Annotated in this window: 10 protein-coding genes; 7 read left to right on the top strand and 3 right to left on the bottom strand. The window is 69.6% G+C overall.

Annotated features, from left to right (window positions below; all coding sequences use genetic code 11):
- Positions 1 to 133: 133 nt before the first annotated feature.
- Positions 134 to 1,306 (bottom strand): dihydrodipicolinate synthase family protein, encoded by a 1,173-nt coding sequence (locus tag ACRX5W_RS28170; RefSeq protein WP_436791165.1) that lies wholly within the window; start codon positions 1,304 to 1,306, stop codon positions 134 to 136.
- On the bottom strand, positions 1,303 to 2,472 hold the full coding sequence (locus tag ACRX5W_RS28165) for a Gfo/Idh/MocA family protein (protein ID WP_436791164.1): 1,170 nt from the start codon (positions 2,470 to 2,472) through the stop codon (positions 1,303 to 1,305). Before ACRX5W_RS28165 ends, ACRX5W_RS28170 begins: the two co-directional genes overlap by 4 nt.
- A gap of 358 nt (positions 2,473 to 2,830) precedes the next feature.
- Here ACRX5W_RS28165 and ACRX5W_RS28160 point away from each other — a divergent pair, with 358 nt between their 5' ends.
- A complete protein-coding gene (locus ACRX5W_RS28160) occupies positions 2,831 to 3,826 on the top strand; it encodes a hydroxyacid dehydrogenase (RefSeq protein WP_436791163.1) in 996 nt (331 codons plus the stop codon).
- Positions 3,827 to 3,903: 77 nt separating this feature from the next.
- On the top strand, positions 3,904 to 4,944 hold the full coding sequence (locus ACRX5W_RS28155) for a LacI family DNA-binding transcriptional regulator (protein WP_436791162.1): 1,041 nt from the start codon (positions 3,904 to 3,906) through the stop codon (positions 4,942 to 4,944).
- 23 nt (positions 4,945 to 4,967) lie between these two features.
- On the opposite strand, the gene ACRX5W_RS28150 is transcribed toward ACRX5W_RS28155, so the two are convergent.
- Positions 4,968 to 5,720, bottom strand: a complete 753-nt coding sequence (locus tag ACRX5W_RS28150) for a sugar phosphate isomerase/epimerase family protein (protein WP_436791161.1) — start codon at positions 5,718 to 5,720, stop codon at positions 4,968 to 4,970.
- Between the two features lie 268 nt (positions 5,721 to 5,988).
- Between ACRX5W_RS28150 and ACRX5W_RS28145 the strand changes: the two genes are divergently transcribed.
- From ACRX5W_RS28145 to ACRX5W_RS28125, 5 genes are all read left to right on the top strand, one after another.
- Positions 5,989 to 6,825, top strand: coding sequence for a sugar phosphate isomerase/epimerase family protein (locus ACRX5W_RS28145; RefSeq protein WP_436791160.1), 837 nt, complete (start codon positions 5,989 to 5,991; stop codon positions 6,823 to 6,825).
- Positions 6,822 to 8,426, top strand: a complete 1,605-nt coding sequence (locus ACRX5W_RS28140; protein ID WP_436791159.1) for a hypothetical protein — start codon at positions 6,822 to 6,824, stop codon at positions 8,424 to 8,426. The genes ACRX5W_RS28145 and ACRX5W_RS28140 overlap by 4 nt, the downstream gene beginning before the upstream one ends.
- Before the next feature lie 235 nt (positions 8,427 to 8,661).
- Positions 8,662 to 10,209 (top strand): ABC transporter substrate-binding protein, encoded by a 1,548-nt coding sequence (locus tag ACRX5W_RS28135; RefSeq protein ID WP_436791158.1) that lies wholly within the window; start codon positions 8,662 to 8,664, stop codon positions 10,207 to 10,209.
- Positions 10,210 to 10,254: 45 nt separating this feature from the next.
- Positions 10,255 to 11,196 (top strand): ABC transporter permease, encoded by a 942-nt coding sequence (locus ACRX5W_RS28130; protein WP_436791157.1) that lies wholly within the window; start codon positions 10,255 to 10,257, stop codon positions 11,194 to 11,196.
- Positions 11,193 to 13,085 carry a dipeptide/oligopeptide/nickel ABC transporter permease/ATP-binding protein gene (locus tag ACRX5W_RS28125; RefSeq protein WP_436791156.1) on the top strand — a complete coding sequence of 631 codons (1,893 nt, stop codon included), beginning with the start codon at positions 11,193 to 11,195 and terminating at the stop codon, positions 13,083 to 13,085. The genes ACRX5W_RS28130 and ACRX5W_RS28125 overlap by 4 nt, the downstream gene beginning before the upstream one ends.
- The last annotated feature ends 134 nt before the right edge of the window (positions 13,086 to 13,219 follow it).

Here is a 13,219-nt window from a genome sequence, read left to right as displayed (position 1 = left end):
GAGTTCCCTTCTGGCGCGGCGGGCTGTCAGGTCTGTCGCCGCCGTGGTCCGGGGGTGGGACGGGCGGCCGTGTACCGACTTGCGGGTCGGCTGCGGCGGCCCGGTGTTGGGGTCGTGGTCCCGTACCGGGCCCTCACGCTGTCACGCCCGCCACCGTCAACAGCGCACGCATGCGGGCCAGGGCCAGGTCGGGGTCGGGCAGCAGCCCGGCCGCGTCGGCGAGGCGGTACACCTCGGCCAGGTGGGGGAGAGAGCGCGCGGAGTGCGCGGCGCCCACCATGGCGAAGCCGTCCTGGAGTCCGGCCAGCCAGGCGAGGAAGACGATGCCGGTCTTGTAGTGGTAGGTCGGCGCGCCGAACAGGTGCCGGGACAGCGGCACGGTCGGCGCGAGGAGGGCGTCGTAGGCGGCGAAGTCGCCACTGTCCAGGGCACGCAGGGCACCCGCGGCGACCGGGGCGATGGCGTCGAAGATACCGAGCAGGGCGTGGCTGAAGTGCGTGCCCTCGCCTCGGATCAGTTCGGGGTAGTGGAAGTCGTCGCCGGTGTAGAGCCGGACGCCGGGCGGGAGTTCGGCGCGCAGCCGGACTTCGTGGGCGAGGTCGAGCAGGGAGACCTTGATGCCGTCGACGCGGTCGGGGTGGGCGCGGATCAGTTCCAGGACGGTGTCGGTCGCCTTCGCCACGTCGGTGCTTCCCCAGTAGCCGGCCAGGGCGGGGTCGAAGGCCTCGCCGAGCCAGTGCAGGATCACCGGCCGTCGTGCTTGGCTGAGCAGGGTGCCGTAGACGCGGTGGTAGTCGTCCGGCCCGGAGGCCGCGGCGGCGAGCTGGCGCGACGCCATGAGCACGGCCTTGGCGCCGGTGTCCTCGACCACCGCGAGCTGTTCGGTGTACGCCTCGATGACCTGGTCCACGATGAGCTTCGGTCCGCGATGGTCCGTCCCGGCCCCGCAGGCCAGCAGTTCGTACGGTTCCCCGAGCGTGGCGGCGTCGGCGGCACTGCGCCGGATCAGTTCCTCGGTGGCCTTCCAGTCCAGGCCCATGTTGCGCTGGGCTGTGTCCATGGCGTCGGCGACCGCGAATCCGTGGGACCACAGGTGGCGCCGGAAGGCGAGTGTGGCGTCCCAATCGACCTCGGCGGGTTCGCCGGGCACGTGGGCGGCGAACCGGTCCGCGACGACGTGCGCGGCGGCGTACGCGGTGCGGCTGCGGAACGCCGGGCCGCCGGGGGCGGCGCCGAGGTAGCGACCGGTCGGTTTGTAGGGCACCAAGGTGCCCTCAGGCGTGGGGAGTTGGATGCGGGCGGTCATGAGTTTGCCGACTCGGTGCCCGGCAGTTCGACGCGGCGGCCTTCGGCGGAGGAGGTCAGTCCGCTCTCGGCGAGGAGCACGCCTCGGGCGCCCGCGAAGAAGTCGTAGGGGAAAGGCTCGTCGGCGACCACGTGCCGGACGAACTTCTCCCACTGCACCTTGAATCCGTTGTCGAACCCGGTGTCTCCGGCGTTGTCGGGGACTTCCTGCCACTGGTCGCGGAAGTTCTCGGTGACCGGGAGGTCGGGGTTCCACACCGGAGTCGGGGTGGTCGAGCGGTGCTGGACGCGGCAGTTGCGCAGCCCTGCGACGGCGCTGCCCTCGGTGCCGTCGACCTGGAACTCGACCAACTCGTCGCGGTTGACGCGCACCGCCCACGAGGAGTTGATCTGGGCGACGATCCCGCCTTCGAGTTCGAAGATGCCGTACGCCGCATCGTCGGCGGTGGCCTCGTACTCCTTGCCGTTCTCGTCCCACCGGGTCGGGATGTGCGTGACGGCCTTGGCGGTGACCGCCTCGACCCGGCCGAACAGGTTCTCCAGCACATACGACCAGTGGCAGAACATGTCGACGACGATCCCGCCGCCGTCCTGCGTACGGTAGTTCCAGCTCGGCCGCTGAGCGGGCTGCCAGTCGCCTTCGAACACCCAGTAGCCGAACTCGCCGCGCACCGACAGGATCCGGCCGAAGAATCCGCCGTCGATCAGGCGCCGCAGCTTCAGCAGACCGGGCAGGAACAACTTGTCCTGTACCACGCCGTGCCGGATTCCGGCGGTCTCCGCCGCGCGCGCAAGGCCCAGCGCCGCGTCGAAGGACTCGGCCGTCGGCTTTTCGGTGTAGACGTGCTTGCCGGCGGCTATCGCGGCGTGGATCGCCGCCTCGCGGGCCGGTGTGACCTGGGCGTCGAAGTAGATGGTGTTGGCCGAGTCGGACAGCGCGGCGTCCAGGTCGGTGGTCCACGAGGAGATGTCGTGCCGCTCCGCGATCGCCCGGAGCTTGTCGGCGCCGCGACCCACCAGCACCGGCTGGAGCGTCACCCGTGAGCCGTCGGGCAGAACAACACCGCCCTGGTCGCGGATCGCCAGCACCGAACGCACCAAGTGCTGCCGGTAACCCATCCGGCCGGTGACGCCGTTCATCACGACGCCGAGAGTTTGGGTGGTCATGGGGGGCCTCTCGAACGGAGACGGACAGCCAGGGACGGAGAGCACACAGGAAAGCGCTTTCCGATGCGCACGCTAGGATGCCGTTCACTGCGGCGTCAAGGGAAGTCACGTCACATCGGCCGCGGAAGCGCACGCTGGAACCCTCCGGTCAGGCGACCTCACGTGGCCCCTGACGTGCAGGCAGCATCCGCCGGATGCCAAGACGCGAGCCCCGCGGGTAAGCGTTATCCACTGCCGAGTGGTACACAGATTCCGGCCGCTGTCGAAGCAGGGCCAGTCCGCGCACCGACCCGCGTTTCCGGGCGGAGTCGGAGCGCTGCGGCTCGGTCGTCCGATCACCCCGCCCCCAGGAGTCTCAATGTCGGTCGCGTTGTTCGCACTCGCCCCGTCGTTCGTGCCGTCGTTGTTCCCGTCGCCTGTGCTTGAGCGGCTGCGCGAGGTGGTGCGCGTGGATCCGGACGAGGCGGTGCTGGACTTCGCGGATCCGGCCGCCGCGTCACGCCTCGCGGACGTGGAGTTCCTGATCACCGGCTGGGGGTGCCCGAGGCTGGATGAGACGGCATTGGCGGCGATGCCCCGGCTGCGGGCGGTGCTGCATTCGGCGGGCAGCGTGCGCGGGATCGTCACGGACGCGTGCTGGGAGCGGGGCATCGTGGTGTCCAGCGCGGTGGAGGCGAACGCGGTGCCGGTGGCGGAGTACACCCTCGCGGCGATCCTGTTCTCCGGCAAGGACGCCTTCGGCCTGCGGGAGCGCTACCGCACCGAACGCGTGATCGGCCTGCTGGAGCTGGCCGACGAGGGCAACATGGGCCGCCGCGTGGGCGTCATCGGAGCCTCCCGCGTGGGCCGGCGGGTGCTGGAGCTGCTGCGTCCGTTCGACTTCACAGTGGCGCTGTACGACCCGTACGTCACACCCGAGGAGGCCGCGGCGCTCGGCGCCGAACCGATGGACCTGGACGAACTGCTGCGCACCAGCGATGTGGTGACCGTGCACGCGCCTGACCTGCCGTCCACATACCACATGCTGGACCGGCGCCGGCTCGGGCTGATCCGCGACGGCGGCGTGCTGATCAACACAGCTCGGGGGACGCTCGTCGACCATGACGCGCTGACCGGCGAACTCGTCGCGGGCCGCCTGCGCGCGGTGCTGGACGTGACCGAACCCGAACCGCTCCCGGCGGACTCGGTGCTGCACCGACTGCCGAATGTGTTCGTCACCCCGCACATCTCCGGCTCGGCCGGCAACGAGCTCGCGCGCCTGGGCCTGGCCGTCGCCGAGGAGGCGGCCCGCCTCGCGGCGGGGCTTCCCCCCGCCCACCCGGTACGACGGGCCGACCTCGACCGGATCGCGTGACGCTAAGCTGAGGAATGCGCTTTCCTGTGTTCGGCTCCGATGCCGGGCGCACGTTCCCGAGGTGAGACGATCCGCACATGGAGCAGACCGCGCAAAACACCCAGGCGACATTGGCGGACGTCGCCGCGGCGGCCGGAGTGTCCCTGGCGACGGCGTCGCGGGCGCTGAACGGCAGTACCCGGCAGGTCGGCGAGGACCTGCGGCGCCGCGTGCTGGACGCCGCACGGAAGCTGAACTACGCGCCGAACGCGTCGGCCCAGGCGATGGTCCGCGGGCGCGGCAACGTCGTGGGGCTGCTTGTGCACGACATCGCCGACCCGTACTTCTCGTCGATCGCCGCGGGCGTTATGCGGATCGCCGACGAGCACCGGCTGCTTGTGACGCTGGCGAGCACCCTGCGGCGGCCCGAGAGTGAGCTGGAGCATCTGGCCGCGCTCCGAGGCCAGCGCGGCCGGGCGGCGATCCTGGTCGGCAGCCGCACCACCGACAAGGACGCCACCGAGGCGCTGCGCCGCGAAGCGGCGGCTTTCTCCGCGTCCGGCGGGCATGTCGTGGCGATCAGCCAGCGGGCGCTTCCCGTGGACACGGTGGTGGTGGAGAACCGCGCGGGCGCCCGCCTGCTCGCCGAGGAACTCACGCGGCTCGGCTACCGGCGCTTCGCGGTGCTGGCCGGACCCGGTGATGTGGTCACCGCCCGAGACCGCCTCCAGGGCTTCAAGGAAGGCTTGGCGGCGGGTAAGGGCCGCATACCGCAAGGGGCGGTGCTGCACGGGGCGTTCACCCGCGACGGCGGGTACGAGGCGATGAGCGGACTCCTGAACCGCCGCGGCCCGCGCCCCGAGTGCGTTTTCGCGGTCAACGACGTCATGGCCGTCGGCGCCATGGCCGCGTGCCGGGACCAGGGCGTGGACCTGCCCGGCGAGATGGCGATCGCCGGCTTCGACGACATCACCACCCTGCGCGACGTCACCCCCGGCCTGACGACCGTCCGGCTGCCGCTGGAACGCATGGGCGAGATCGCCATGGACCTGGTGCTCACCGCCCGACCGGGAACCTCCCCACGACTGCGGCGCATCCGCGGCGAGGTCGTCCTCCGCGCCAGCACACCGGCCCGATAGGGCCCCCGCGGTATATCCCCCAGTCAGGTCAGCCAGGACAGCAGGGTCGCGGTCTCCCGTCCGAGCACAGCCGGGTCGTCGCCCGGGACGAATTCCAGGAGCAGGTCGACCGGGGGCAGTAGTTCCAAGGCGCCGCGCCACAGCCCTTCGCGGCCGGCGAGTGGCAGGCGGTCCATGAGCGGCCACCAGGAGAACACGTGGACCGCCGCGACGCGGTCGCGCAGATCCCGCAGTCCTGCGAGTGCGACGTCGTCCGGCTCGTCCAGCGGCGGCTGCCAGTAGGTGGACACCGCGTCGTGGCCGACCTCGTCGAGCAGCCGCAGCGTGGAGGCGGCCGTGTCGGTCAGCGTCCCGCCGTGGAACTCCGTTGCCACCGAAAGCCCGTGGGCGGCGGCGATGTCGCCGGCCTCCCGCAGGGCGTCGGCGACGGCCGCGCGGTTTCGCGTGGTCTCCGAGCCCTCGGTCCCGGCCCACACTCGTACGCGCCGCGCGCCCAGCCCCCGGGCGGTGGCGACCACGGTCGCGAAGGCGTCGGCGTCGTCCCGTCCGGCACACCAGTAGGAGCCGTACGAGCACGTCGTCAATCCGGCCGCGCTGGTGCCCTCCCGAGCCCGACGGACGGCATCGGTGTCGCCGGGCGGCACGTGGACGTCGGCCCCCCACTCGATCACGCCGAGCCCCGCCTCGGCGGCCAGGGAGGCGAGTTCCTCCGCGGCCAGCGCCCGGTACGTGACCGAACACAGACCGACATGCGCCACGGGTGCCGAACCAGTCACGGTGAACCTCCAGGGAAAGCGCTTGCCGAAAACCCGGGCAAGGGTACGGGAAACGCTCGAACATTTTGTGGTTCCGCCTCTTCCGGGTATTGCCGAGAGGCCGCTACACAGCCTACCTTTCCCCGGAAAGCGTTTTCCTGAGTTGTCGGCAAGAACACTCGGGACGGCGGCCACAGGGCCGCACGCGGGTACGGAACGGTGGCCGAAAGGCCTGACAGGGCGTTCGGCCGCCTGCGTGCCGGAACATGGAGACGGAAGGAATGCGCCGGTGCACCGGCTGTCGCTGAACCAGAAGACCGTCGACCATTGGTCGCTCACCGAGGCCGTGGACGCGTGCGTCCGCGCCGGCATCGAGGCGATCGGTGTGTGGCGTGAACCGCTGCACGACACGGGGGTCGCGCGGGGGGTGAAAGTCATCCGCGATGCGGGGCTGCGGGTTTCGTCGCTGTGCCGCGGCGGGTTCTTCACCGCCGCTGACGGACCGTCGCGCGACCGCGCCCTCGACGACAACCGGCGGGCGATCGACGAGGCCGCCGCCCTGGACGCCGCATGTCTCGTTCTGGTCGTCGGCGGCCTGCCCGAGGGCTCCCGCGATCTGCCCGGAGCCCGCCGCCGAGTCGCCGACGCGCTGCACGAACTCGCCCCCCACGCGCGCGACAGCGGCGTTCGTTTGGCGTTGGAGCCGATGAACCCGATCTACTGCGCCGACCGCGGGGTGCTGTCCACCCTGGGCCAAGCGCTCGACCTGGCCGAGCAGTTCGCCCCGGACGTCGTCGGTGTCGTCGTCGACACCTTCCACGTGTGGTGGGACCCGGCCGTCGACGCGCAGATCGCGCGGTCCGCCGGGCGGATCGCCGGCTACCAGGTGTGCGACTGGATCACCCCGCTCCCGCCGGACACCCTCCTCGCCCGCGGCGTGATGGGTGACGGGCACATCGACTTCCCCCGCCTGGGCGCGGCGGTCGACGCCGCCGGATACACCGGCGACATCGAAATCGAGATCTTCAACGCCGACCTGTGGGCCAGGCCCGGCGACGAAATCGTGGAACTGATCCGGAACCGCTACGCGCAGCACGTCGCGGTCTCCGAAGGAGCGACGCCATGACGCACGGCACCAGAGCCGGAACCGCCGGGGAAGTGTCCGGCCTCGCCGGTTTGACAGGCCCGGCGGCGAGCGTGCTCGCTTCCTGGCGGAGATCGCCGTCGACTCACCCGCTCCTCGGTGACTGGCGCCGCGCCGGGTACCGGCGGGGCACAGCCGAGCCCGAGGCCAAGGGCAGTGTCGTGCAGGCGCGCGCCCTCGGCATCGACCCGGGGCAGCCGGACGACGTCAGCGGACGGCTCCAAGCCGCACTCGACGACCTCGGGGCAGCCGGGGGCGGCATCCTCGAACTGGATCCCGGACGCTACGTCCTGGACAACCCGCTGTTCATCCACGGGTCCGGTGTCGTCCTGCGCGGGGCGGGCAAGGCGGCCACGACCTTGTTTTTCCCCCGGCCCTTGCGTGACAGCGTCCATGCGAACACCAACTGGTCGTGGACCGGCGGGCAGATTTACTTCACCTCACGTGAGCGCCTCGCGGTCTCGGCCGCCGAGGGCTGGGAATGGGGTACGAACGAGCGCTGGCTCGCCGGCCCGGTCCTCACCCCGGTGGCTCCCGCAGTTCGCGGCACCGACGTGCTCGTGGTCGACGACACCGCAGGGATCACTCCGGGTGAGATGGTCCTGCTGGAGGTGTCCGACCCCCCGAGTCCCGACAACCGGCTGCTGCGCGAGATGGCCGGCGACGTGGCGGGCGCCCGGACGTACGACTGGGCCACCCGCGCGCCCAGACTCAACGGGATCACCTGGGCGTGGCCGGTGGTGGTCACCGAGGTGCTGTCGGAGCGGACGGTCCGCATCGAGCAGCCGCTGCGCATCTCCCTGCACCGCGAGACTCCAGCGCGCCTGCGGTCGTTGGGCCCGACTGTCCACGACAGCGGCGTCGAGGGCCTGACCATCGAGAACACGCTGCTGACCCAGACCACGCACAACATCAACCCCGGCTCCAACGGGGTGTGCTTCCACGCCGTGTACGACTGCTGGGCGACCGACGTCCACGTGGTCAACGCGGACGTCGCGTTCTCCATGACGTCGGCGAAGTCCTGCACCCTGACCGGGATTTCAGCAGGCGGTCGGTCGCTGCACCACTTCACGGTCATCCGTGAGGCGTCGCACGACAACCTCGTCCAGGACTTCGAGCTGGAGGAGTTCACCGTCCCCGCCGTCCCGGGTTCGTATCTGCACGGCATCAACGTCGAGCAGTTGTCGAGCGGCAACGTGTGGCGGCGGGGCACCCTGCGCACCGGCACCTTCGACTCCCACCGGGGCATGCCGTTCGAGAACCTGCGCACCGACATCACGGTCGCGAACACGGACGCCGTCCCGGGCGGCGCACTCGACGCGGGGCCCTTCTTCGGCGCGCGGACCGTGCACTGGGGCATCCACGTCACCACCGACCAGACCCTGTGCATGGACATCACCGACACCGCCCCGCGCTCACTCACCGCGGGCATCACCGGCGTGTCCCAACCGGGGTCCCGCCTGCGCGGCGCCGGTGTCGACTTCGAAGGCGACCTGGAGAGCGAACGGCTCGCGTTCGGGGAGGACCTTGGGCCGGCCCGCGACCTCCTCGAACTCCAGCGCACGCTCGTTCCGATCACGTAGACCGCCGCCGGCCACCCGACACACGAAGCCGGCCGGCAGTACCTCTACCGACGCAAGGTTCGCGAACCGGCACGAAGAGCGGTCGATCGGCCGGGGAGCGACAACTCTTGGCAACAACTAGCCGCCGTTCCACTACGAACACTTTATTAGCCGGTAACCCCAGCGAAACGTTGCCTTACCCAGGGCGGGCCGCGTTCGCACGGCCCCACGCTCCTCGGACCAAAGGACTCATCGAATGCCCACGCTGTCAAGATCCCGCCGTCTCCGCCGGTATGCCCCGGTTGCGGCTCTCACGTCCTGCGTCCTGCTGGCGACGGCAGCGTGCGGCGGCACGTCGAACGGGTCCGCCGCCGGGACCGACAAGCTGTCGCTGGCGATTCTGGGGTCCCCGAACTCGTTCGAGGTGACCCAGCTTTCGGACGGGCAGCCGGCGTACATCTGGGGCTCGGTGTACGACACGCTGCTGTACACCGACAACAAGGGGCAGCTGCAACCGAACGCCGCGGAGAGCTGGGCGTACACCGACGGCGGGCGCACGCTGACACTCAAGCTGCGCCAGGGCATGAAGTTCAGCAACGGCCACGTGGTGAACGCTGCCGGGGTGAAGGCGAGCCTGGACTACGTCCGGACGACGCCCGGCCAGCAGCAGAACGCGCTCACCTCGATCGATGCGATCGAGACTCCCGACGAAGCCACCGTCGTGCTCAAGCTCAAGCACCCGGATGCGGCGCTGCTGCCCTCGCTGGCGATGGGCGCCGGGGTGATCGCCGACCCGGCGACGATGAAGGACCCGAGCGCGGCGCTGAACCCGATCGGTTCCGGTCCGTACATCCTGGACAAGGCCGCGACGGTGAACGGCGCCTCCTACGTGCTCAAGAAGCGCGACGACTACTGGAACGCGAAGGCGTACCCGTTCGAGACCGTCCAGATCAAGGTGATGGGGGACCGCACGGCCGCAGTCAACGCGCTGCAGGCGGGCGAGCTCAACGCGGGCACCGTCGAGTCGACGCAGGTCGACCAGGTCAAGAGCGCCGGTTTCGACGTCACGGTCGTTCCGGCCACCTCGCTCGGCGCCCTGGTCCTGGCCGACCGGGACGGCACGATCGCCAAGCCGCTGGCCGACGTGCGGGTGCGCCAGGCGATCAACATGGCCTTCGACCGGCAGAAGATGGTCACGCAGTTCCTGCGTGGCGTGGGCCAGCCCACGGAGCAGTACGTCAATCCCAAGAGCCCCGTGTACGACCCGGCGCTGAACACGACGTACCCGTTCGACCCTGCGGGCGCGAAGCGGCTGTTGGCCGAGGCCGGCTACTCGGACGGTTTCTCCGTGACGATGCCGAGCCTGTACTACACCAAGCCCTTCGAGCCGACGATCGGCCAGGCGCTGAAGGACATCGGCATCAACGTCACCTGGGAGCCGGTGCCCGCGACGGACAGCAACATCGCGCTGACCTCGGGCAAGTACGCGATGTACTTCACCGCCGACGGGCTGAACGCGGTCCCGATCGACACCAAGAAGTACTTCTCCCCCGGCGGCTACCGCAATCCGTTCCACACGCAGAACCCCGAGATCAGCGCCCTCCTCCTGGAGGCGTCGGGCGAGCAGGACCCGGCGAAGGCGACCGAGGCCTTCAAGAAGATCAACGCCTACGGAACGCAGAACGGCTGGTACGCCCCGATCTTCAACATCGGGAGCTCGTGGGTGACCAAGAAGGGCATCACCTACCTCGGCGACGGCTCGTCCACGCTCACCACCATCCGGGCCTTCGGAGTAGCGGGCTGACGCACGCCGGTATCGGTAAGTATCGGTGAGAAGGAAACGAACCCCATGATCCTTTATGTGCTCCGCAGACTGGGTGGAGCCCTGCTTCTGACAATCCTGGTCACGCTGATCACGTTCCTGCTGCTGAGCACGTCCTTCGACAGCGTGGCCGCCAGTCGGCTCGGCAACTCGTCCACCCCTGAGGCGGTCGACGCGATGAAGGCCGAACTCGGGCTGGACCGTCCGGTGATGGTCCAGTACTTCGACTGGCTCTCGCACGCCGTCCAAGGTGATTTCGGGGTTTCCCTTTTCACCAGCGAACCCGTCGGCGACGCGGTGTCGTCGCGGCTGAGCGTCACGTTGTCCATCATCGTGGCCGCGCTTTTGTGCACGGCCCTGGCCAGCGTGGCGCTCGGGGTCCTGGCCGCCTGGCGCGGCGGTGTGATCGACCGCGTCGCGCAAGGGACCGCGCTCGTCGGCTTCCTGATCCCCAGCCTGCTGACCGCGATCGTCCTGGTGTACCTGCTCGCCATCAAGACGAAGCTGCTGCCCGCGACCGGCTACACACCTCTGGCGGACAATCCCGGTCAGTGGCTCGCGTCGATCACCATCCCCGTGATCGCGCTGTCACTGCACGGCATGGCGAGCCTGACGTCGCAGGTCCGCGGCCGGATGATCGACGAACTGCGCAAGGACTACGTGCGCACCCTGCGCACACGGGGTATTTCGACGCGGTCGATCGTCCTGCGGCATGCCCTGCGCAACGCCTCCGGCCCTGCGCTGACGGTCTTGTCGATGGAGTTCATCGGGATGTTCGGAGGGGCGCTGATCATCGAGAAGGTCTTCGCGCTCCCCGGTTTCGGCAGCTATGCGTTCGATTCGTCCCTACAGGGCGACATCCCCGTGATCATGGGCGTCACCCTGTTCGCCGTGCTGCTTGTGGTCGGCGTCAACCTGGTCGTCGACCTCCTCAACGGCTGGCTCAACCCGAAGGCGAGGATCCATTGAGCACGGCATCCCTCGCGGCCGAGCCGCCGGCTTCACCTGCCGCTGCCGAGCCGCAGCGCCGCAAATCGACGTTCGCGAGGCTCCTGCGGGACCCGCAGGCGGTCGTCTCCGCCGTCCTCCTCCTGGTCATCTTCACCGCGGGCCTGCTGACCCCGTTGCTGGCCGACCATGGGCCCAACGACGCGTCCTTGGACCACATCGACGCGGGGCCCGGCACCTCCGGCTACCTGCTGGGCGGCGACAGCAGTGGCCGCGACATCTACGCGCGGCTGCTCAACTCGATCAACACCAGCCTGGTGTCCGGTCTCATCGCCACGAGCATCGCGCTGGCGATCGGGGTCACCGCGGGCCTGATCGGCGGCTACTTCGGGACCCGGGTCCGCGTCGCCACGGAGTGGCTGTTCAACCTCCTGATGACCTTCCCCGGTCTGCTGCTGCTGATCGTGCTGATGCCGGTCACCAAGGGCGACTACCGCGCGACGATGGCGATCTTCGGCGTGCTGCTGTCACCCGGCATCTACCGCCTCGTACGCAACCAGGTCGTCGGCGTCAAGAACGAGTTGTTCGTCGACGCCGCACGCGTCTCGGGCCTGTCGAACCTGCGGATCCTCGGCCGCCATGTGCTGTTCGCCGTCCGAGGGCCGGTCATCATCGCCACCGCATTCCTCATCGGGTCCTCCATCGCCCTCCAGGCCGGCCTGGCGTTCCTCGGCCTCGGATCGAGCGACACCGCCAGCTTCGGCTCGATGATCTCCGAAGGCTTCCACAACCTCTACAACGAACCCCTGCAATTCCTGTGGCCGAGCCTGCTGCTGGGCCTGATCAACGCCTCCCTCGTGCTGTTCGGCAACTCACTGCGCGACATCCTCGAAGGCGCCGGGCCCAAGCCGAGCACGAACAAGAAGGCCAAGGCCGGCAAGATCAAGATCACCGCGCCGAGCGAGGGTGCCGAGCCGACCGGGACACGCGCTCCCGCTCCGTCCCCCGCGGGCGCGGAAGCGACGGAGCCGGTCTCGGGACTGCTCACCATCGAGGATCTCGCCATCGCGTACCCGACCCCCTCGGGCGAACTGCGTGAGGTCGTCAGCGGGGTGACGCTCAGCGTCGACGCCGGGGAAGTCCTCGGCATCGTCGGGGAGTCGGGCTCGGGCAAGACGCAGACAGCGTTCGCCGCTCTGGGCGTACTGCCCACGGAAGCAGTCGTCACACGCGGCTCGATCAAGCTGGACGGACAGGAACTCCTCGGCCTGAGCGAACGCGAACTGCGCGGCCTGCGCGGCAAGTCCATCGCGTACGTGCCGCAGGAGCCCATGTCGAACCTCGACCCGGCGTTCACCGTCGGATCGCAGCTCGTCGAGGGCCTGCGCGCCACCAAGGACATCTCCCGCCGCGATGCGCGGGCGCATATCCTCGCCCTGCTCGACCGCGTCGGAATCGCCGACCCGGAACGGACGTTCGCGTCGTACCCGCACCAGATATCCGGCGGCATGGCCCAGCGCGTCCTCATCGCCGGCGCCGTCGCCTGTCGCCCCAAACTGCTGATCGCCGACGAGCCGACCACCGCCCTCGACGTCACCGTCCAGGCGGAAATCCTCGACCTGCTCCGCGAACTCCAAGAAGAACTGAACATGGCCGTCCTGCTGGTCACCCACAACTTCGGCGTCGTCGCCGACATCTGCGACCGCATCGCCGTCATGAGCCAGGGGCAGATCGTCGAGACAGGCGACGTCCGGGGAATCCTCCGCGACCCGCAGCACGACTACACCCGCATGCTCCTCGCATCGATCCTCGACGAGGGCATCGTGCGCCGTGACGAGGAGCCCGGTGGCTCCGACCGTGACCCGGGTGTCCACGAGGCCGGCGACCGCGACTTCAGCGGGAAGGCATGACGATGACTGCTGCCCCAAAAAACCCTCTGCTCGACGTGAACGAACTGAGCGTCACCTACCCCGGCCGCGGCTTCCGCGCCCGCCCCACCGAAGTCCTCCACGGCGTCTCCCTGACCATCGACCAGGGCGAAACC

Origin of the sequence: Yinghuangia sp. YIM S10712, assembly GCF_051388935.1 — a bacterium.
Taxonomy (GTDB): domain Bacteria; phylum Actinomycetota; class Actinomycetes; order Streptomycetales; family Streptomycetaceae; genus Yinghuangia.
This window is presented reverse-complemented; position numbering and strand designations above follow the sequence as displayed.

Bases quoted from the DNA above. Each gene is read 5' to 3' on its own strand.
- ACRX5W_RS28140 (WP_436791159.1), top strand. From the start codon at position 6,822: ATGACGCACGGCACCAGAGCCGGAACCGCCGGGGAAGTGTCCGGCCTC.
- ACRX5W_RS28135 (WP_436791158.1), top strand. From the start codon at position 8,662: ATGCCCACGCTGTCAAGATCCCGCCGTCTCCGCCGGTATGCCCCGGTT.
- ACRX5W_RS28130 (WP_436791157.1), top strand. From the start codon at position 10,255: ATGATCCTTTATGTGCTCCGCAGACTGGGTGGAGCCCTGCTTCTGACA.
- ACRX5W_RS28165 (WP_436791164.1), bottom strand. From the start codon at position 2,472: ATGACCACCCAAACTCTCGGCGTCGTGATGAACGGCGTCACCGGCCGG.
- ACRX5W_RS28155 (WP_436791162.1), top strand. From the start codon at position 3,904: ATGGAGCAGACCGCGCAAAACACCCAGGCGACATTGGCGGACGTCGCC.
- ACRX5W_RS28170 (WP_436791165.1), bottom strand. From the start codon at position 1,306: ATGACCGCCCGCATCCAACTCCCCACGCCTGAGGGCACCTTGGTGCCC.
- ACRX5W_RS28160 (WP_436791163.1), top strand. From the start codon at position 2,831: ATGTCGGTCGCGTTGTTCGCACTCGCCCCGTCGTTCGTGCCGTCGTTG.